The sequence below is a fragment of the Sphingomonas sp. 7/4-4 genome (assembly GCF_027941955.1).
GTDB lineage: Bacteria > Pseudomonadota > Alphaproteobacteria > Sphingomonadales > Sphingomonadaceae > Sphingomonas.
In genome coordinates, this window is record NZ_CP115960.1 from 1524039 (window position 1) to 1545486 (window position 21448).

Annotated in this window: 15 protein-coding genes and 1 tRNA gene; 2 read left to right on the top strand and 14 right to left on the bottom strand. The window is 65.7% G+C overall.

Features of this window, described 5'->3' with window-relative positions; translation table 11 throughout:
• Positions 1 to 16 precede the first annotated feature (16 nt).
• From PIB19_RS07710 to PIB19_RS07760, 11 genes are all read right to left on the bottom strand, one after another.
• Complete coding sequence (locus tag PIB19_RS07710) at positions 17 to 1021, bottom strand: hypothetical protein (protein WP_271240323.1); 1005 nt, start codon at positions 1019 to 1021, stop codon at positions 17 to 19.
• The gene (locus tag PIB19_RS07715) at positions 939 to 2567 is read right to left on the bottom strand and encodes a hypothetical protein (RefSeq protein WP_271240324.1); all 1629 of its coding nucleotides are present in this window, start codon (positions 2565 to 2567) and stop codon (positions 939 to 941) included. The genes PIB19_RS07710 and PIB19_RS07715 overlap by 83 nt, the downstream gene beginning before the upstream one ends.
• Complete coding sequence (locus tag PIB19_RS07720) at positions 2534 to 7282, bottom strand: hypothetical protein (protein WP_271240325.1); 4749 nt, start codon at positions 7280 to 7282, stop codon at positions 2534 to 2536. The genes PIB19_RS07715 and PIB19_RS07720 overlap by 34 nt, the downstream gene beginning before the upstream one ends.
• 41 nt (positions 7283 to 7323) lie before the next feature.
• Positions 7324 to 7671 carry a hypothetical protein gene (locus PIB19_RS07725; RefSeq protein ID WP_271240326.1) on the bottom strand — a complete coding sequence of 116 codons (348 nt, stop codon included), beginning with the start codon at positions 7669 to 7671 and terminating at the stop codon, positions 7324 to 7326.
• Positions 7640 to 9757 carry a pentapeptide repeat-containing protein gene (locus PIB19_RS07730; protein ID WP_271240327.1) on the bottom strand — a complete coding sequence of 706 codons (2118 nt, stop codon included), beginning with the start codon at positions 9755 to 9757 and terminating at the stop codon, positions 7640 to 7642. The genes PIB19_RS07725 and PIB19_RS07730 overlap by 32 nt, the downstream gene beginning before the upstream one ends.
• 11 nt (positions 9758 to 9768) lie before the next feature.
• Positions 9769 to 10125, bottom strand: coding sequence for a hypothetical protein (locus PIB19_RS07735; protein WP_271240328.1), 357 nt, complete (start codon positions 10123 to 10125; stop codon positions 9769 to 9771).
• Positions 10126 to 10306: 181 nt separating this feature from the next.
• Positions 10307 to 10912, bottom strand: a complete 606-nt coding sequence (locus PIB19_RS07740; RefSeq protein ID WP_336297324.1) for a phosphopantetheine-binding protein — start codon at positions 10910 to 10912, stop codon at positions 10307 to 10309.
• Positions 10852 to 15462, bottom strand: a complete 4611-nt coding sequence (locus PIB19_RS07745; RefSeq protein WP_336297287.1) for an AMP-binding protein — start codon at positions 15460 to 15462, stop codon at positions 10852 to 10854. Before PIB19_RS07745 ends, PIB19_RS07740 begins: the two co-directional genes overlap by 61 nt.
• A 2-nt stretch (positions 15463 to 15464) precedes the next feature.
• Positions 15465 to 16223, bottom strand: a complete 759-nt coding sequence (locus PIB19_RS07750; RefSeq protein WP_271240330.1) for a hypothetical protein — start codon at positions 16221 to 16223, stop codon at positions 15465 to 15467.
• Positions 16224 to 16254: 31 nt separating this feature from the next.
• On the bottom strand, positions 16255 to 16917 hold the full coding sequence (locus PIB19_RS07755; RefSeq protein WP_271240331.1) for a hypothetical protein: 663 nt from the start codon (positions 16915 to 16917) through the stop codon (positions 16255 to 16257).
• Between the two features lie 12 nt (positions 16918 to 16929).
• Complete coding sequence (locus PIB19_RS07760) at positions 16930 to 17469, bottom strand: hypothetical protein (protein ID WP_271240332.1); 540 nt, start codon at positions 17467 to 17469, stop codon at positions 16930 to 16932.
• Positions 17470 to 17816: 347 nt separating this feature from the next.
• Here PIB19_RS07760 and PIB19_RS07765 point away from each other — a divergent pair, with 347 nt between their 5' ends.
• A complete protein-coding gene (locus PIB19_RS07765; RefSeq protein ID WP_271240333.1) occupies positions 17817 to 19721 on the top strand; it encodes a TIGR02466 family protein in 1905 nt (634 codons plus the stop codon).
• A complete protein-coding gene (locus tag PIB19_RS07770) occupies positions 19615 to 19899 on the top strand; it encodes a hypothetical protein (RefSeq protein ID WP_271240334.1) in 285 nt (94 codons plus the stop codon). The genes PIB19_RS07765 and PIB19_RS07770 overlap by 107 nt, the downstream gene beginning before the upstream one ends.
• A gap of 323 nt (positions 19900 to 20222) precedes the next feature.
• Here PIB19_RS07770 and PIB19_RS07775 read toward each other — a convergent pair whose 3' ends face one another.
• The 3 genes from PIB19_RS07775 to PIB19_RS07785 form a co-directional block, all read right to left on the bottom strand.
• Complete coding sequence (locus PIB19_RS07775; RefSeq protein ID WP_271240335.1) at positions 20223 to 20624, bottom strand: hypothetical protein; 402 nt, start codon at positions 20622 to 20624, stop codon at positions 20223 to 20225.
• Between the two features lie 182 nt (positions 20625 to 20806).
• Positions 20807 to 21064, bottom strand: coding sequence for a hypothetical protein (locus tag PIB19_RS07780; protein WP_271240336.1), 258 nt, complete (start codon positions 21062 to 21064; stop codon positions 20807 to 20809).
• A 303-nt stretch (positions 21065 to 21367) separates the two neighbouring features.
• A tRNA-Arg gene (locus tag PIB19_RS07785) sits at positions 21368 to 21444 on the bottom strand.
• Positions 21445 to 21448: the final 4 nt, after the last annotated feature.

The window sequence follows — 21448 nt, forward strand, 5'->3', positions numbered from 1 at the left end:
CGACCGCTCAGCCCCGTCAGCGCATCGAAATCAAGTGTGAACAGGCTGTTGTCCGCCGCGACGGCGATCCTAGCCGCATTGACGCCGGGCGTCCGGCTGAGCGCGGTGCCGTCGGGATTGTATATATCGAGGAAAAGTCGCTAGGCGCGGTTCCGCCATTCTGGCTGCCGAGGACGTAGACCAGCCCGTCGCCCGACACGGCGATGTCGCGATACACCGGCTGGGTCGCCGCCTGCAGCGCAAAGCTCGGCTGCCCGGCGAAGAGCGGGACGGGATTGCCGCTCGCATCGAACGCCTGCACGCGGGCATTCGCCTGTTCGAGGACCAGGAACGCGCCCGACGGGCTCGCCGCCACCGCGACCGGATTGCCGAGCAGGCCGATGCGCGTGCCCTGCCCGGCATGCGGCTGTGCCGCCGGCGCCTGCACATCGGCGACGGGCACGGCCGCGACGGCGCCGGCCGCAAGCACCGCGGAATCGCGCGCGATCGCCGCGACCTCGCCGCGCGGATCGACGCCGATATCGGTCAGCCCCGCCTGCACGGGAAATTGCGCGACGCTCTGCGTACCGGGCACGAACGGCCCCGCACCGAAATCCACCGGCCGCAGATAGGTGCCGCCGCTCCCCTGCGTATCGAGATAATAGCCGGCCTGTCCGGTCGCGGCATAGGCGAGCAGCGGCGCGGCGACGAGCCCGCAGCCGAGCACGCGATACTGCGCCGCCGGATCCGCCGTCCCGATATTCTGGACGAAGTAAGCGTTCTGCAGCGGCGCCGTACCGCCACAGATGGGGATGTTCTGGTTCGAAGCGCCCCAGGCATAGCCCAGCGCCAGCAGATCGTCCTGAAGCGTCAGCGCGTTGAGCGAAGTGATCGCGGGCGTCGCTCCGCCCGGGTTCGGCAGCGCGACCGCGGTCGAAGCGACAGCGTGCGGGTTCCAGCTATAGCTGCCCCCGTTCACCGAAAGCCGGGCGGCGAGCCGGTAGCGGGTCGCCGCGGTCACCGTCGCCGCAACTTGGGTCACGGCAAGCTGCGCGCTGACCGCGGGCGTGCCGCCCGGAGGCGTGATGCTGGCACTGCCGCTGGCGACGACGGCGCCGTTCGCGTCGGTGACGCTCGCGGCGATCGCGATCGGGCCGCCGCCGGCGATGCCGCCGAAGCCGAGTGCCACCGGCGCGCTCGATTGCGGCGCGGGTATCGCGGCCTGCAACGCCTGCGAGATCGCCGCCGCCATAGGCGATCTCGACCGAACAGGCGGAAGCAGCATAGGGCCATATCCCGCTGACCGGATCGGGCAACAGGCTGAGATCGAGCGCGACCAGCGTCGCCGGGGACAGCGTCAGCGCGATCGGCGGAGTCGCGCCCGGCCAATATTGCGGGCTGAGGCCGCCGGCGGTGAACGCCTGGACCAGCTGTGCCGCCCAGCCCGCGCCCGGCGCGAACTGATCGACCCAGCCATAGCTCACGCCCGGCGGGCTACCCAGTTTCTTCGCGATCGACTTGCGCAGGCCGGCAAGCGGCGTGCCCAGCAGCGCGGTGCAGAGATTGGCGGAGAGCGCGGCGAACATCGCATCGCGGCTGCCGACCTGGAGCAGGAACGCCCCGCTGGCCATCGCCGCCGCCGCGATACCGTTATCGGCGAGAACGCCATCGAACCACTTTGCCAAGTCGGCCGGCGGCGCGCCGCTGCCCTGGACGATCCACGGCACCGCCATGTCGAGCAGGAAGGTCAGCATGACTCCCACCGCATCCGGGATCGGACTGTAGCCGGCGTCGTTCAGCCCGCCGAACAGCAGCTCGATACTGTCCGCATTGGCGGGCAGCGGCACGCCGATCTGCTGCGCGCCACCCGCCACGGCGATGGCGCCGACCTTCGCGCCGGGTAGCAGCATGCCGAGATATTTCTCGGTCGCCGTCTCGAACCCCGCCGGCACGCCGGCCGGCAGGCGCGACGTCCAGTCAACCGGCGCCACCGGCATGCCCGCCTTCAGGAACCGGGCATAGACGCTCAGGTGACGCGGCTGATCGTTGACGAGGGTCAAGGTGAAGCCGGGCGTCCCGCCATCGGCATAGACGACGCTCGAAAAGACCAGACCGCCGATCGGGCCCTGGCTGGTCAGCGTCCAGCCGCCGGTCGTCGGCTGGGTCTGTTGCTTACTAGGCGCCACGCCGTGCTGCACGGTCCAGGCGACACCTTCGAAATCGGCGTCGTCGACGATCGAGTCCGCGGCGTAGGACAGGACCGGCACCAGCGCCTGCACCAGACCGGGATCGAGTGGCACCGCGCTGGTCGACGGGGTGCCCGGCGGGCTGAGCACATTACCGGCCGCGATCGCGGGATCGGGATTGCTCTGCAGCCACTGGACGAACTCCATCGCCTCCGGATTGGTCGGCGCGCTGATCAGCGGGAGCAAGTCCTGCTGGAGCGCGGCATCGCACAGGATGAACTGGGGAAGCTCTCCGCCAGCTTCTGCGTCAGCAGGCCCGGTGGCATCGGCATGGCTTCCCCTGTCCTTTCGCGTTCCCGTTTCGCGGTTCAGGATGCCGGCGTCGGCGTCGACGGGATCCATTCGCTTACGCCGGGTTCGGTGCGGGAATTCGGGCCGATCACGACGTTGAAGTTCAGCGAGAACAGGTTGCGATACTGATCGACCGTGATCTTGCCGGCGTTGATGCCGTTCTGCGGCTCATCGAGCAGCGGCGTGCCGTCCGGATTGTAGACGTCGAGCTGGAACGCCAGGTCCTTGGGGTCGTGGCTCGAGTTGTAGTTGTTGTCGACGACGCCGAGCACATAGACATAGCCCTTGGTTTCGGTCGCGATGTCGAGATAGCTGAGCGTGCCGGTGACGCTCTGGGTACGCAGCGGCATGTACGAGCAGAGCTGCTGCACGGTCAGCGTGTCGCTCGTGGCCGCCTTGGTCACCTCGAACGTCATCGCATTGACCGAATCCGCGATCTTCCACTCGACCCCGCTCGATTTGATCGTCACCGACAGGCCGAACTGCATGTAGATGTCGATCAGGTCGAAGCCGGTGATCGGATCGGTCACCAGCCGCACGTCATAGACTGCGCTCGACTGGGTGTCGGTGACGAACCACAAGGATCCCGCCGTCGTGGTGGTGACGGTGAACTGCCCGGTCGTCGCATCCTGTCCCACCAGCCCATATTGCTGGAACGTGGCGAGCAGCGTGCTGTCGACCTGACCATTGTCGAGATCGGCCGCGACGCTTTGCAGCGAATTGTCGAGGATCGCCTTGGGCGCGAGCGCCGGGGTGATGTTCTGCTGGAACAGTTCGAGCAGCTGGAGCGACACCTGCAGCGCATCGAGCTGGGTGATGAACGTCCCGCCGTTCGGGATCTGGAACGATGGCTGGCCAACCGCGAAGGACGGTACCGGATTGCCCTTGACGTCGAACGCCTGGATGCGCGGCTGATCAATGTAGAGCGTGCCGGTTTCGAGCACGAGGATACGCCCGTCGGCGGTGACCGTCATCGCCTGCGGACTGTCGAGCAGCCCTTCGCGCCCGCCCTTGCCGGCCAGCGGCATCGCCAGCGGCGCGGTGTCGGGCGACATGGCGTTGGCCGGCAGCTTCAGCACGAACATCTTGGCGTTGGTGTTGTCGAGCCCGACGACATAGCCATTGGGATGCACCGCCATTTCCTGGAACGGCGTGGCGTTCTGGAACACGCCCCAGACATCGGTGTCGCCCGCCGACGAATAGTCGAACGTGTATTCGCCCGGCGGCGTATCGAGCTTGACCCCGCGCAGATTGAAGCTGAGCGGCTGGCCGGTGATCGCGGGCTGCGGCTCGAGGAAGAAATTGTCGATGCCCGGGACGGGGTAGTCGAACACGCCCACCTGCTGCACCGGCTTGCCGTTCACCTGCGCGGTGATTGCACGCAGTTCGAAGAGCGGATCGGTGTCGCCGGGCGCCTCGATCAGCCAGTCCTTGTCGGCGGTGACCACCGCAATGGTCGTACCTCCGGGCAGCGGGTAGCCGAACGCGGCGAACTGCTTGACGAGATCGGCGGGCACCGGGCCATTCTGCAGCTCGGGCTCGATCGACCAGGGCAGCGCGAACAACGGGGTCAGCCCGAACTGGTCGTAGGCGAGGAAGGTCGGCAGGCTGAAACCCTTGGTCGGCTGGATGATCTGTTCCTGCGGCTGGCCGAGCGTCGAGATGCTCTGCATCGCGTACATCGGCAGCTGGCTGGTCCCGGACTGGTTGTCGATCGGCATGTTCTGGCCCGACGCGAGATAGGCGTAGCCGAGCTCGAACTGCTGGTTGTTGATGATGATGTTCTGCAACGCGCCGAGCGCATGGCCGGTCGGCGCGGTCGACAGCGGATATTGCTGCGGCAGCGGCGGCGCGGGCTGCGCGGTGTTCTGCACGGTCAGCTCATACCCCGTCTGCTTGACATCGATGTTCGTCCCATCGGCATCAAGCTCGTACAGCGGCAGCTGCCCGGGCAACGCGATCGTCCATTTGCTGTTCGCGGTCACCGCGGTGACCTGTGCCCCGGTGGGCAGCGGATATTGCGCATTGTCGAACGCCGTCGCGACGTCGCTCGGCACAGCACCTCCATTGTTCAGCTCGCCCTGATATTGCGACAGCGGCGAGAGGGTGAATACCGTGCCGATGAAGATCTGCCGGGCATTAACGTCGAACACCGTGCTGCTGGTCGGATCGGTGACTGTCCATTCGCTCATGTTCGAAACCACCGCGATCGTCGCAGCCGACGACAGCGGGTTGCCGTTGTCGGCAAACGCCGCCTGCACCGCCGCGTCGGGCGTGCCGCCCTTGTCGAGATCGACGACGAGCGCGGCATCGATCGAGAATTGCGAGACTTCCCAATAATGGTTGCTGGCGGTCGAATAGGCGATCGTCTGCTTCTGGCTGTAGGTGGTGGTCGCGGTCAGCGGCACCAGCATCTCGACGATAGCGCCGCCCGCCGTGAGTTGGTCGTTGCTGTCGGGCACCGCATCGATCCAGCCGCTGTTCCAGGTGCCGGCCAGCCAGTCGGTCGACGAATAGATGTTGGCGACCACCTCGATCTTGCCGCCCGCGGGGATGCCCTTGAACGTGACGACGATCGGCGCGTCGTGTTGACCCGGCATCGGCCCGGCGAGCGTGTAGGTCGTGCCGCCGTCCTGGTTGTTGCCGCTCGGATATTTGACCTGGATCACATAATGGTCGCTCACCGTCGGCCAGACCGGATTGAAGTCCGGCTTGCCATGGGTCGGATCGGGCTTGACCGTGACGGTCAGGTCCATCGAGCGCAGGATCTCGATCTGATAGGTCGCAGGCGAGACGAGGCATTCGACCGTCGTCGCCGCCAGCGCAGCGATATCCGACGCGATGCTGACGACGCGCAGCGCCCAGCCGGCGACCGGCACTTCTTCCAGCGCTTCCTCGGCAGTGATCTCGCCGACGGTTTCCCCGGCCGCTTCGGCGATCGTCTTGGCATAGGCGATCGCGCCGGCCTTGATCAGGCGCGAGGCGCCCTGCCCGAACACGACGCCCGCGGCGATGCCGGCCAGCGTCGAGAGGATCATTTTGCCCCAGCTATTGTCCTTCTCCGCCACGCCGACGACCAGCGCGCTCGCACCGATCACGCCGGCCACTGCGTAGAAGGCGATCGCGTTGTCGCCCTCCAGCGCTTCGATGAACGGGTTGACGATATAGACGTCGGCGAGAAGCGTGATCGTGCCTACGCCGTAGTTGACAATCGCGGTGCCGAGGACGCCGACGACATCGACATCCCCATCCCAATCGCGGAATCCCGCTGCGCAGCCGAGGCCGCCCAGCATGACGACCGCCTTCGACGCGGCATCCGGCCATGGGAAGCTGAGATCGGTGGTCTGGGTCAGCGGCGGCACCGGGACGCCGAAGACGGCGTTGCCCGACGACAGCCAGGTCAGATAATTCTTGCTGTCCGAAGGCTCGACGAAGGAGCGCACGAAATCGAACGGGCAATTGTCGGTCCAGTTCGGGATGTCGCTCCGCTTGATCGGCGTGCCGTCCTGCTCCTGGAACTGGACATAGGCGCCCAGATAACGCGAGGGCCAGTTCTTGACCGGCAGCGTCACCGTCTTGGCAGTGGTGTCGAAGCTCAGATCGTAGAGATAGAGGCCGTAGCTCGAGGTCAGGTTCTTGACCGCGAAGCCCTGCGCGTCGGTGCCGACATTGGTAACGAGCGCCCCGGCGGGCAGGTTGGGCTTGGCCGCCGTAGCAAGGCTGGGCGTCGCGGAGGGCGTGGGCGTCGGGCTCGGCGTCGGAGCTGAGATGGTGCCCGAGGGCGTCGTCTGCGTGACGCCGTTCTGGGAACTCCATAGCAGCCCGTTCAGTTCGGGCACGTTCTTCGTCGCGAGCAGCGTCGATTGCACCACCGGGCTCGCCGCCGCGATCACACTTTCGTTCGCCGGATTGCCCGCCGGCGGATCATATTGATCGGTCAGGTTATAGGCCGGCATGCCCTGATAGGTCTGGCCCGGCGGCACCGGCCAGTCGGTCTTCTTCTCGCCACCCTGATAGACCAGATTGGTATTGACCTCGGCCGGAACCATTGGGCCGCTGCCGTCGTCATTCTGTGACCATTGCACCCACGACTTGTTGTACCAGCAGAACCCGCCCTCGCCCGGCTGGGTCGACTGAATATACTGGACGAAATCCGACATGTCCTGGCTGGTCATCGGATTGAGGTAAGTGTCCTTGACGTAGCTCATCACGCCAGGATTGACGCTGCCGAGCTCGGGATGGTTGAGCGCGATCGACTGGGCGGTGACCCCCGGCGGCTGCACCGCTTCCGCCCCGGCGGTCAGCGCGAACAGATCGTCCTCGCTCAGCCCCGCCGCGTGATCCCGGAACAGCTCGGGATGCACGCCGTAATGGCCGAGCGCATAATGCTGCGGCGCGCGCTTGCCGCCGCGATAGAAGCGGCGATGCGCGGCGATCAGGTGGCTGCGCGGAATATGCGGAAAGACCAGCGCGATCTCCGCCAACGGATGATCGTCGAGCGAGGGAAACACCACCCGGCGCAACGACGGCTTGGTGGCGGTGAACTGCGCTTCCTCGGCGAAGTGCGTCAGGTTGAGCTGGCCATGTTCGGCCATCAGCTTCAGCGCGGGATTGCGAGAAATATGCTCGTCCAGCTTCGAACCGTGATCGGCATAGCGGTTCAGCACGACGCGGCGGCCGCCGCCGGCCAGCAGGGTGAATTCGCGCTCGTGCTTGTAGCTCGAAAAATCGAAATGGACGGTGCGGGCTTCAAGTTTGCGGGACATCGTGCGCTCCGGTTCGTTTCGGTGAAGGGCGGGATCGATGCTCAGCGGGGGCAGTAATACATGCCGCTGGGATCGGGTACGCATAACGGGGGCCGCGGTGCGACCCGCGCACGCAGCCACTGGTTGAAGGGCAGACCGTTCGTGACGTTGCTGCTCGCGAAATCGCCGTTCGGGCAGACATTGCCGGCCGTCGACATCTGCGCCTGGCTGATGTTGGTGATCGCGGCAGGGATGTTGAAATATTGCGAGATCGTCGGCGTCTGATAGCGCTGGATCCGCATGATCGAGCCATAGGCATCGAGCGCGCCGGTCACGCCGTTCGGGATCAGGTTGAAGGTGATGTAGTTGACCACCGGATTATAGGGGTCCTCCGCATCGTTGCTGACCATCCAGCCGCCCGACGCGATCGACGTGATCGTCGCGCGTGGGCTGAGCGCGATCGACACCGTATAGAAGGCGGCGAGCAGGTTCGGGATCGCGGGACGCACCGTGATCGTCGTCGTCCCCGCCGAGAGATCGAGCCAGAGCGAATAGACCTGGTAGTCGGGCGCGCCGTTGATGATCTGCCAGTCGGTCGGGTGCTGTGCGACGAGGATCTGCGAGATCCGCCTGGATCGGGTGGCCGGCAGTAGCGAAGGCATCGATCACCGCCTGATCGACGGGCCCGTTCTTGAGATCGCCCTCGAGCGACAGCGGCAGGGTGAATTGCGGGGTCGGGGTGTAGCTGGTCCCCGCCGCGACGCCGAGCGCGGGGCGGCTGTTCGCGGTGTCATAGGACTGGAAGATCACATAATGCGTGCTCCCCGAGGTCAGCTGCCAGTAGATTTCCTCGTTGGTGATCGTCAGGATGGCATCGGTCAGCGTGATCCCCGCGGTCTTGAAGCCGTTGACGATCCCCGCCCCCACCGGGCCCGGGACCTGCAACTGCTGCAGCGATTGCAGCGACAAGGTGAACTGATGCTTGGGCGTACCGGTGTTGTACACCGCGGCCTGCAGTTCGGGCACCACCAGCGTCTGTTGCTGCTGGTTCAGGCTGAACAGCCAAACCCCTGCCGGGGTCGGCAGCTGGATATTGGGATTGGCGACGCCGAGCGCGGCGTTGGTGAACACCGTGTTGCTCACCGTCGCCCCGTCGAAATTGGCGCCCTGCAGATTGGCGCCGACGAAGGAGGGCCGCGCCCCGCCCGCCGCGGTGGTCAGGGTGACGTTCTGGAACACCGAATTGGTGAGCAGCGCATAATCGAAGCTGACCCCGGCCAGGTTCGCGCTGCTGAAATCGGCATTGCCCAGATTGGCGTTGTCGAACTGCGCTTCCTGCAACAGCGCCGAATTGAGATTGGGCTTCGAACCGCCGGTGCCGTAGATCGAGGCGCCGGCGGCATTGACTCCCATCATGTTCGCGCCGGTCAGGTTGACGTTGACCATATAGGCGTTCGAAAGCACCGCCGGCGTGGTCGGGATATAGACGTCGAGCGCGAGCACCCCGCCCACGGTTTCCTGGATCACGGTATAGTTGGCCGGCGTCGGCCCGGTCGCCTCGACCGTCCACACCGTCGATGAATAGCGCGAGGGGACGATCGTGACGCCGGTGATCGGATAGCCGTTCGCGGCGAACACCGTCTGCACCCCGGCGGCGTCGCCGTTCTGCAACGCGGTCAGGAACGGGGTGTAGTTGCTGGTCGCCGATCCGACGCTGAACAGGTCGCTCAACGCACCGAGCTGGGCGTTGGTGAGGTCGGCGCCCATCATCGACGCGTTGGAGAGATTGGCGCCGTTCAGCTGCACCGTGCCGGTTAGCTTGGTATTGTCGAGCGTGGCGTAGGACAGCTCGGTATTGATGAAGGTCGCGCCGATCAGCTTGCACCCGGTCAGATCGGCCTGGGTGAGCACCATCGCGCTGAAATCATAGCCGCTGAAATCGATGTACTGGAGCTGGGTCCGGGTGAAGTTGGTCTTGCTGTCGAACACGATCATCTTCGGGTAGATGGTGACCTTGGTCGCGCTGACATTGTTCAGCGCTGCGCCGGTCAGGTCGGCGCCCTTGATCGTCATCGTGCCGGTTACCGACGATCCGGTGAACACCGCCCCGGTCAGGTCCGCGCCGGTGAAGTCGGTGTTGTAGATATTCTGGTTGCCGCTGAAATCGGCGCCCTGCAGCTTGGTGCCGATGAACTTGGCATAGGCGATGTTGCCGGCCTTGGTCAGCATCGCCTGGTTCATCACCGCGTTGGTGAAGTCGCTGTAATCGAGCGAGACGCCGGCCATCTGCGCGCCGGTGAAGTTCGCGCCGGTGAAATCGCCGTGGCCCATCGAGCAATTCTTCAGCGTCGCGCCGGCGAAGCTGGCATTGGCGGCGCTGGTCCCGTCGAACGCCACGCCGCCGCTGAACTTGCAGTTCGACAAATCGGCATGGGTCAGCGTCGATGCGGTGAAATCCAGGATCGCCATCGCCTTGCTGAAATCGGTGCCCGACAAATTGACCCAGGTCAGATCGGGATTGGCAGTGCCGAACCCGCTTTGCAGGATCGTGGCGATTCCGGGGTGATCTGCGTGCTGGTGAACAGCGAACTGGCCGGCGGCGTGGTCGGCACGGCGATCCCGCTGAGCGCGGTGCCGGTAACGCTCCAAAGCAAATGGGTGCCGGTGCCGCCGGTGCCGAGATCGGTGATCGTCGTCGAAGCACCGCTGCCGCCTAGCGCGAACTGGTTCATCGCCGCGCCTGCCGCCGCAGTCGCCGCATAGCCGGCGCCCGCCGCGACGACATAATTGCCGTTCGCGCCTTGAAGGATGAAGGCGTCGTTGGTGCCGTACAGGTTGAAATGGTCGCTGCCGTCGCTAGGCACGGGGCCGTAGATCAGCGTTCCGCTCGTATCAAGCTGTATTACGCCGGAGCCCTGACAAAGACCAATCTTACCAATAAACGGCATAAACACAGAAACACCTCCCAACCACGCCAGATACATGGAGAATTTCTTAACTATATTACTGCATTGCTACCGATTCGTTCTATCTATTGTAGTATCCTTATATTCTTGTTTCTACAAATCTAGCAATATCCCGCACCGTTGGTGCGCGGAATATTTCCACCATCGGAAATCTAATGTTGAATTCATCTTCGATCCGACGCGCGATGCAACTGGCATCGAGCGACCGGCCGCCGAGATCGAAGAAATCGTCCTGCACGCCGAAGCCGCTCTGCCCGATCGCTTCCGACCAGATCCGCACCAAGGCACTTTCGACCGGAGTCGTCGGTGGCACGGGAATGCGCGGACGCGGGCGGAGATCGGGTTCGGGCAGCGCGGCGGTGTCGATCTTGCCGTTGGCAGTGAGCGGCAGCGCGTCGAGGAAGACGAAGGCGTTCGGCACCAATACGGGCGGCAGCACGTTGCGCGCCACCGCCTTCAGCGTGCCGGCATCGACCGACTTGCCCGGCCGCATCACGACATAGCCGACCAGCGCCGGCGTGCCGTCGGCACGCGCGCGGGTGGTGACATGTGCATGGAGCAGCGCCGGATCCTGGAGCAGCGCCGCCTCGATCTCACCCGGCTCGATCCGGACGCCACCGATCTTCAGCTGCTGGTCGATCCGGCCGAGATAGTCGAGCGCGCCGTCGGCGCGGTACCGAACCAGATCGCCCGTGCGATAGAGCGTCGCACCGACAGCGCCGGAAAAGCGGTCAGGGACGAATGCCGCCGCGCTGCGCACCGGATCGCCGCGATAGCCCAGCCCGACGCACGCGCCGCCGACCAGCAGCTCGCCCGGCGTCCCCGGCGGCACCGGATTGCCGCACGCATCGACGACATGCAGCACCGCGCCACGGATCGGTCGGCCGATCGGAGCCCAGGGGCATCGGGCGGCGGCGCCCATTCGGCGATATGGTGGGTCACATCGTCGGAACATTCGGTTGGCCCATAGGCGTTGACCACAGGCACGCGTGGATAGAGCGCGATCCAGCGCCGGCACAGGTCCGCCGCCAGCGCCTCGCCGGTCGAGATCAGCCAGCGGAGCCGGGCAAAGGGCACCCGCCCGCCCTGCCGGATCAGTTGCTCGAGCCCGGCACGCAGCATGGAGGGGACGAGCTCTAGCACGGTTACGCCCGCGCGATCGGCCTCGACGAACAGCGCCTTCGGATCTTGCGTCGTCGCATCGTCGAGCACGCGTACCGATCCGCCCACCGCGAGTGGCGCGAGATATTGCCAGAGCGAGATGTCGAAGCCGTGCCCCGCGGTCTGCGCGATGCAGTCCCCATTGCCGAGCCCCAGCACATCGATCTTGGCCTGAAGATGGTTGGCCATGCCGCCATGAGAAACCAGGGCCGCCTTGGCCTCCCCGGTCGATCCGGAGGTGAACAACAGATAGGCCGGCGCCGACCCGTCGGGCCCCGGGCGTGGCGGCAGCGGTGCGTCGCACGGCTGGTCGATTCGCAGCGCCGGCAGTGCCGGATCGGGTACGGCATGCGCGCCGTCATGAAGCAGCAGCGCCACCTCCGCCTGCGCGCACAGCCGCGCCAGCCGGGCGTCGGGCCCCTTGGGATCGAGCGGGACATAGACGCAGCCCGCCTTCCACACCGCCAGCATCGCCGCCAGCGCATCGCACCCGCGGGTTGCGAGCAGCGCGACCGATGCGCCGGACACCACCCGCGCGGCGATCGAGCCGGCAAGTCGGTCCGACAGCGCGTCGAGCGCGGCGTAAGTGAGTGCCGCATCGGCGCAAGTTATCGCCGGGGCGGCTGGCGTGGCAGCGCGCTGTGCGGCGAAACGGTCGAGGAGCGGCACATAAGCGGGTGCTGCCTGCCCTACCCCGCCCCAGCGCGCGAGTTGCGCAGCCTCCTCCGCGTCATGCAGCGGCAGCGCGAGCAGATCGGGCGACGCCTCTTCCGCCAGCACGTCGAGCAACCGGCGGAAATAGCGGGCGAAGCGCGCCGCGTCAGCACCGCTCAGGAACTTCGGATTGTGGATCAGGTCGACGCGCAGCGCGTCACCGGTGTCGCGGATATCGAGAGTCAGCCCGAACGGGTTAGCGTCGGTCGCCATCGCTTCCAGGTCGAAGCGCGGGATGAGCCCTCCGGCATGTGCGGCCAGGCGCTGATAGTTGATCGTCGCGATGATCTTGAACGGCCGTGCCGGATCGACTGCGATCCGCTGGTCGCGCGCCCACATCGACAGCGTGTATTCGCGCCGGGCGAGCGACTGCAGCAGGCGCGCCGGCAATTGGCCAACCGCGCCGGGCATGCCGAAATCGGCGACCACCGGGACCAGCAGGTTGCAGCAGCCGAGCAGCGCCGAATCGGCCTCGCCGCGATTGGCGGCATCTACGCCGATCAGCACCCGCTCCTGCCGCGATACCCGGTGCAGCAGCACCGCATAGGCAACGAACAGGGTCTGGAACAGCGTCGCGCCGCGCGCCGCACCTCGGGCGACCAGCGCCGCGCGCATCGGCGCATCGATCGCGACCGGCACGCGCATGCTATCGTAGCGGACGCGGTGCATCGCCGGGAGCAGCCGCGGCGGCTGCCAATCGGGCAGGTCGCGGCCCAGCATCCCCTGCCACCATTCGGCATCGTCGCGGCGTGCGGCTTCGCGCTGACGCGCCGCACGGGTATCGCGGAATTGCACCGGCTCGGGCAGGGCCGCCGCAGGATCGGCATGGAGCGCCGCAAATTCGCGCGCAAGCACCGCGAACGATGCGCCGTCGAGCGCGAGATGATGCGCCGTCACCACCAGCAACTGGCTGACGGGCGCCGCGACGATCGTCGCGCGCCAGGGCGGCGCATCGGGGGCAAAGGCGCGCCGCCTTTCGTCACGCAGCCAGGCATCCGGCGGTTCGGTCAGCACGACGCGTTCAACTATCGGTTCGCTATCCGCCAGCACTCGCTGTTCGCCGTCCTCGAACACGGTGCGCAGCGCTTCATGGCGCCGGCCCAGCCGCTGCAAGGTATTGCGCACTATCGCCTCGTCGGGCGCGGTGGTGAACTCGAGCACCATGACGGCGTGGAACACGCTCGCCGCATCCTGGCGCAGTTCGCCGAGCAGGCGGATTTCCTGCTGCATTTCGGTCAGCGCGAAGCGGTCGCGCGCTGGTTCGCCGGGTTCCGGCTGAGGCAGCAGCGATGTCTGGCCTACCAGCGACGCGAGCAGCCGCCCCTGTTCGGCGACAAGCAGGTTGAGACGGCGCAATTCCTCGAGCACCGCCGCAAGCGTCGCATCGCCCGGCGCGGGTGCCGGCGCCGCCACATCGCGCAGTGGGACTTCGCCGACGAGCCGAGCGATCCCCGCTACAGTCGGCATCTCGAATATCGCATCGAGCGGCGGTTCGACGCCGTAGCGGCGGCCCAACCAGCCGATCAACTGCTGCACGCCAAGCGATTCAAGTCCGAGCGCAAGAAGATTGTCGTCGGCGGCAACCGCCTGTCCCGGCAGGATCGCCCGCAATTGGGCGATCAGTTCCGCCCCGACCTGCGTCGTGCCGGACCAAGCCGCCCGTGTCCAAACGGCATGCTCGTGCAGCGTCGCCGCGGCCGCGCCGGTCCGCACCGCGCCGCGCGCGATCTTGCCGGTGCGAGTGCGCGGCAGGCTGCCTACGCGCAACAGCCGGATCGCGTCGAGCGCGATGCCGTGGCGCGCAGTCACCGCCTGGTTGATCGCCGCGAACAGCGCCGCGGCATCGACCTCGCGCGGCGCCTCCTGCACCGCGACCAGCCGTGCGCCATCCTCGGCACCGGTCTGAAACACCGCGCCCGTACCGCGCCGCAGCGCCAAATCGGCATCCTGGATCGTCTGCTCGATATCGTCCGGAGCATGGTTGCGGCCATGGACGACGATCATGTCCTTGAGCCTCCCGGTGACGAACAATTCGCCGCCGTACATGAAGCCGCAATCGCCGGTACGCAGATAGGCGTCGTCGGCTTCGCCGGCGATCCGCGCGCCGAACTGTGCTGCCGTCGCCGCCGGATCGTTCCAATAGCCATCGGCCAGGCTCGCCCCGGCCAGCCAGATCTCGCCAACCGCGCCATCCATGACGGGGATATCCGCATCGGGATCGACGATGCGAACCCGCTGCCCCGCCAACGGCGTGCCGCTGCTGACCAGCGCGACGCCGTCGCCATCACCGGCAGGCAACGCGCGCCCTTCGCGCAACGCCGCCGCGTCAAAGCCGGTCACCGCCGCGCCGTTGCGCCCGGTCGCGCACAGCACCGACTCCGCCAGGCCATAGGCCGGCAGCCATGCCTCGCTGCGAAAGTCGGCCGGCGCGAACGCCGCTTCGAACCGGGCGAGCGTTGCCGGCGTGACATAATCGCCGCCGAGCGACGCGATCTGCCAGCAGCTCAGATCGAGCGCCTCGTTTCTCGTCTCCGACGCCGCTGCCGCTGCCGCACAGAGATCATAGGCGAAGGCGGGCGCGCCGCAGTAGCTGCCCCGATAGCGCGAGATCGCCTCGATCCAGCGCATCGGCCGGCGCAAGAAGGCGCTTGCCGGCATCCACACGTAGGGCCGCCCCATGTACAGCGCGCTCAGCAGGAAGCCGACCAGCCCGAAATCATGCGTGTGCGGCAACCAGCCAACGAAGGTCAGCGCCTCCGCACCGTCCCCGGCGCGGCGGCGGTAGAAATCGAGCTGTTCGGCAAGTGCGCGATGGCTGATTGCCGCGCCGCGCGGTGCCCGGGTCGATCCCGAGGTGTATTGAATGTAAGCGATGGCATCGGGCTCCGGGTGCGCGAACGCCTCGCTTCCGGCCGGTTCGCCCTCCAGCGCGTCGGTAAACAGCCAGCCGGGGCCGAGATCCGGAAGCCGGTCCCGCAACGTGCCGTGCGCAAGCAGCAGCACCGCGCCGCTATTGTCGAATATCCTCGCCAGCGCCGCCGCATCGCGCCGTCGCGGCAGATCGACCGGCACCGCGATCACCCCGGCATAGAGGCAGGCGAGGAACGCTATCGCGAAGTCCGGCCCCGCCGGATAGGCGAGCAGCGCGCGATCTCCAGGCAGCGAGATCTTGCGCAGCCACGCCGCGACGCTACGCGCCCGCCCGGCCAAGGCCCCGAAGCTGAGCCGGCAGCTCTCCGCCTCGCCATCGGCGAGGAAGCGAAGATAGATGCCGCCGGGATCGTCCGCCGCACGCCGATCGGCGATTTCCAGCAGGCTCGGTGCACGGACGCCCAGACCGCCGATTGCCGCCCGAGGCATGGTTAGCTGTTGCTGGTGTTGGAATGCGATACGATGGCGATCTGCAGATAGGTCGCAGGCACATGGGTGCCCGCCGTCGCGTTGAATGATCCGGCATAGCTCAGCGTACCCGCGGCACCGGGGGCACCGGGACCGCCGGTCCCGCCCGGATCGGCGGCAGTCCCATCGCTGTTCAGGCCGCCCTTGCCCGGCGTTCCCGTGAGGCCCGCAGTACCCGCCTTGCCCGGCACGCCGCTGCTGCTGGTTGCGCCGGCGGGCACGCCCGAGATCCCGGGACCATAGGTGACCGTAATGTCGGCGGCGCTCCCGGCATCGCCGCCCGTGCCTGCGGCGCCGCCATTGCCCGATCGGCCGCCCGTGCCGCCGGTGACGAACTGCTTGCACGCCGCGGGCTGGGCTCCGGACTTGCCGCCATCGCTGCCCTTGCCTCCGGTGCCGCCGTCATTGCCGTCCGATCCGTCGCCGCCCAGATTGGCGATATTGAGTGGATCGCCCGAATAGCTGTTGCAGGTGATGGTGACGGTGAAGGCGTTCGTCCCGTTATTGCCACCTTGCGCAGACGGAGCGTCGAGACCGAAATTGCCCGGCTGTCCCGGCGTCGCCTGGACTTCGCAATGTTTCGAGTTCCATCCGGTGCCGGCGACGCCGTCGGCACCGTTGCCCGCCGGGCCAAGCGGCTCACCGTCCGCGCCGTTGACCGGAGGGATCGCAACGGACTGTGCCTTGGTACCGCTGACGACGATATCGTAGCTGGTCGCCATTTCCGTCTCCTATCCTGTAGTGACGACGTCTTCAGACCTGCGGCGTGCCGTTGATGTAGATCTGGCCCGAATTGCCGCCGGTGCCGGTGCCGCCATGGGCGCCGCCCTTGCCGGTCCCGCCTGCCGCCGTGCCCGTCCCGCCCTTGCCACCCGCACCGCCATTGTTCCCCGCGCCGCCTGCCCCGGCTTGCGCCTGCGATCCGTTGAAGGTGGGGCTGCCGGTCTGGTATTCGACGTAGATCGTACCGGCCTTGCCGCCCGTGCCGCCGCCGCCGCCCGGGCCACCGTCACCGCCCGGGCCGCCATTGCCCGCCGCACCAGCGCCGCAGTGATCGGAGCTGGCGCCGCCGGGCCCGCCATTCTGACCCGTGCCCCCGGGCCCGCCGACCTGGCCGCCACCGGCCTTGCCGCCATTGGTGACCAGCTGGTAATTGCCGGTCATCTCGGAAATGATGAGCTTGATCTGGCTACCATCGGTGCCATTGCCGCCGGTCGCCCCGGTCGCGCCGACCAGTCCGGTGGTGCCGGTGGTGCCGGTACCCGCATTGGTGCCGCAGGATTTGCCGTCATCCTTGCCGGCAGTGCCCTGCGCCGCGGTCGGGGGATTGACGTCGCCCGGATAGGGCGGCGCGGGCTGGTTGGTATAGTCGGGACCATCGGAACCGCTATTGATGATCGGAGGATTGCTTGCCATCGTCCGAGTTCCTTACGAGCAAGAGGTGGCGTTGGATTTGATCATCAACTGCACTGTCATCGTCGCATTCGCTTCGAAGATGATCGATCCGCCTTGGCAGATGGTCACCGTGCCGAAATTATAGGCGCCCTCGGATTTGATATAGAGCGGATTGTTGGCATCGACGCAGACATCCTCGGCCGCGAATACAGCAAAGCGCGCCGGATATTTGTGCTTTTCGATGATCGTCTTGTAGCTCTCATAATGTTTCGAATGGCCGTAGATGTACCCCATCTCGGCCGCGATGATCCGCTGGTTCTCATGCGCCTCGAGTTCGGATGGGCTCTTTTCGTTCTTCTCGGTCGGCCAGTCCTCGAAAATGTCATGATGCTGCTGCAGCGTTCCGCTCTCGTAGTGTGAGTCGGGGTTGCCGGCGATGCGCTTGACCTCGTCGAGGCTGTTGACGGTCACGACATGCGGCGGGATCGTCGATATTTCCGGATCGGCCGAAAAGATCACCGGTCCCGGATGGGTCTTAGGCGAAATCGACGGGACCACCTGCGACGGGCCCATACCGAGCTCCTTCAGGCGATCGTTAAAGGCTTGCTGCTGCTCGGGAGAAAGGTCTGACAAGGGCATTCGAACGTCCTTTCCTAAAGCTTTCCTAAAGATCGGACATGAACATGAATTTCACTCCGAAAGCTCTTAATTAGATCAGTCGGCGCACACTTGCCCAAGGCGTGAAATCAATTTTCCGCTGACAAGCTTTGCTTAATTTTCAACTGACTCGACTCAAACGCACTATGGACACTTGGACGGTATATTCTCTACATTTACCGCACGCCTAAATTCAAGAGACATTTAGCGTTACTGAGATTTTTCTTTTTTCATATCATCCGAATCGGAGATAAATTGTTCGTATGCCACTAGATACATGGTTTCCTCTCGCCATCTTCTATCACGATCTAGCGGATGCAGATGCGCATAGACACAATATGCTGCACGCGATTGACGCGTTACGGCGTAATTCGGGCGCGCAACGCACCTCGCCGACATCGAGCTGGACGGGCGACGTCCACAATGTCGACCGGATCCACCTCGATCCCGCGTTCGACTGGCTGACCAGACAGGTGGGCGCGCAGGCGCTCGAGTATCTGGGGGCGCTCGGCCACAACCTGAGCAAGACCGATGTCTATATCCAGCGCGCCTGGCCGATCGTCGCGGCACGCGACCAGCGAGTCGCCCGCCATGCCCACCACACCGCGCATCTGAGCGCAGTCTATTATCTCGCCGGATCGCGGGACGCGGCAGGCGGGCAAATCCGCTTCTTCAACGACGGCAAGCCGAACCAGGTCGCGCCGGGCATCGATTCGGACATGACGGCAGGCTATTCGGAGCATCACGCACTCAACTATGGCAGCGCGGTCTATGCGCCGGTGCCGGGACGGCTGATCCTGTTTCCCGCCAAGCTCAGCCATTCGGTGGAGCCCAACACGACCGACGATCCGCGCATCTCGATCTCGTTCGATCTCGTCATCACCTCGCGCGGCGGGGCGGAGGACGGGCGGCACGAATTCCTGATGCCGCCGCCTGTCCTGTGGAGCCGAGTCGATCGCGGCGAGTCCGCCCCGGCGCCGGCGCCCGCAGGCCCCGCCCGCCATCCGGCCTTCGTCACGGTCCCTGGCTATCAGCCGATCGACGATTACGCCCTGCCGTCGCGGGAGGGGCATCCGCTGTGGGAAACGACCCTGTTGCCGCACGTGTCGAGCCCCGCCGCCTGGGCCCAATATCGCGCCGCGCTCGACGGCATCGCGCCGGAGGACTGGTGGCGCGATCATTCGGGGGCGCTGTTGCTATGGCAGGGCTGCGAGCCCTGGCGGGCGTGGCAGGACGCGGTTGCCCGGGTCCACGCCCATCTGCGCAACCACGACGTGCCGCTTGCCGATGCCGGGCTCGGCACGCCGCAGATCCAGCGGCGCAGCGGCGCGCTGGAGCCGCCGTTCCAGCGCGGCAGGAAGCATCTCTGCGCCTATCTGCGGATCGATCATGACGAGACCCCGTGCATGATCGAGTTTGCCGAGGGCGGCGCAGTGCCGGTCGCACCGGGCACGTTGGCGATCGTCGCGGGCGCGCGCCTTCACCGCCTGACCGGAGACAGCTGCGTCCTCCACTTCCAGCTCGACCTGCCGGCGCTGGCGCGGATCAACGCGCTGGGCCATAGCGGCCTGCAACCGGCCGAGGTGCTCGATACCACGGTGTTCGCCGCTATCGCCGCACAGCCGCTCGCCGCGCCGATGCCCGCGCCCGAAGCGCTGTTCGACAAGATCCGCTGGATCGACACCCGCGACCGCCGCCGCAGCCGCAGCGCGCTGTGCCCGACCGTCCAGCGGCTGCTGATCGACCATGGTGATCCGCAGACGGCCAGCGCGGCCGAGCTTGCCATCGTGCGCAATTATGGCACCGGTGGCGACAGTAGCGATCGCGGGCGGCTGTTCATCGCTCCGGGTGCGCTTGATGCGGCAGCATGCGCCGAACTCCGCGCCCACGCCGACGCGCATATGACCTCGGTGGTGCCCGACACAGTCGACGACCTGCCCGAATATCAGGTCAACCTCTCGCTCGACGGCCTGTCCGACCTGATCGGCGCGGAACGAACCGCGACGCTGCTGGCCCTCCCCGAATCGGTCGGTGCGCCGCCCGCAGCTGCGCCGTCGGGGTATGAGCGAGATCAGCATTTTCCTGCGCGTCTATTCGCAGGACACCCGCCGCTACATCCCGTTCCACGCCGATCTGTGCGACTATACGGTCAACATCGCGCTCAATGACGATACCGAACTCGAGGGCGGTCGGCTGCTCGCGCTGGACGGCGCTACCCTGCGCTCGCTCGAGCGCGAGGCGGGAACGGCGATCGTCCATGCCGGCAACCTCGTCCACGGCGTAACGCGCATAGAGCGCGGCATACGGCATTCGCTGATCCTGTTCCTCCACTCGCACGCGCAGTGATCTGCCCCCTTCTTCTTCCTGTTCTGGAGCCATCATCGATACCGAGCATGCTGGCAGATTATTGGCCACTCTACCTTCTCTTCTTCGGCCTTCCCTTCGCGTTGGGAGCTCTTTGCTGGCGATGCGCTCGCAGAGCGGGGAGTGGCAGCTGATGTCCACAATCGGGGCGTTAGCGGTCGTCCGCACGAGCCCAGCCCGGAACGGCGGCTTTCGCGGATTGCCTTCCTAAAAGCCGCCGTTCCGCTAACCACCCAATCTCGGTCATTCGCGAGGTCAGTCGCGCTAGCCGGCCTCAACGTCCGGAATCAGGTGGGAAGCGGACGTTACGGCGCCATGTTGACTTTCCGGCGCGAGCCCCTCTGCGCGATGACGTAGAATATTGCACCCGCTGCGGCGCCGCCGACGCCGAAGAACGCGATGTGATAAATCGCGATGTAAGGGGTGAGGCCACCGAGAAAGGCGATCCAGCCCAGATGAACGGCGGTAGGTAGTAGCGTGATGATTGCTCCGCCAAGCGCATAGCCTCGCAACGAGGGCATACGGCGCTCCTTCAGAAACCAGAGCAACGGCAAGCCCAGCAGCAGACCGAAGGTATAAAAGACCAGGCAGATGGCGACGAACATGGACAGAGGATGTTCGTAAAGCCCAGTTCCCTCCTTCGGCCAAATCGCGACGACAGTGGCTTGGAAAAACGCCGCGGGGATCGGAGCCAGCAAGAAAGCCATCACGGATCGAAGCATCATACCCCCAGTACTGAACGGCGTCCTCTTTCCACGGTCGATGAACGACCGCAACTGGGGCGCTAGCCGACCGGCAGGTTCCCGCCCGAAAACGGACCGGTGGTTTTAGGAACCCTCGCGTCGGGGCGTGACGCCAAATGTCCGAGATTGGGTGGTTAGCGGACTCGTCAGGCGACGCATCTTTCAATCAATAGACACCAGTTGAACAGTAGCCATCGGAGAGGCCCAAACATTGTGATGAGGCCGGTCGCCCAGCTGATCCAAGCGGGCTTCAAAGTCTGACGATTCCGCCAGTAGGCGCCTGCCCAAAGAAGGACAAAACCCACTTCGAGTGCAAAGATGATCGGCGGGCGCATCAGCGTGCCCATGGCAGCGATTTGAAATGCAAATGCCGACGCCGCTATGGCGATAAGAAGGATGCGCATGTGGCCGAACATAGGCGGGTGGCGAAGGTCCGCTAGTGGGGCGTTAGCTGTCGTTCGCAGGTTTCGCGTCTTCAATGGCGGCTATCGCCGCCCAGCAGCTCGAAAGCGGACGGACCGCAAACGGCCCAAAAGCCGCCGCTAAGATCGTCACTTTGCGATTGAGCGGAGTCGAGAATCGCAATGGATTGATCATGACATGCCAGATCATGCCATCAAAGCCGCGCAGAAGTGTGGGACGAAAAGTGGGAACGACTTTGGGCAGATCGCCTGAAACGGCGCAGTTTTGCCGTTTTCGCTTGACGATGGTGACCCGGAGAGGATTCGAACCTCCGACCTCTCGATTAGGAATCGCTTGCTCTATCCTGCTGAGCTACCGGGCCACGC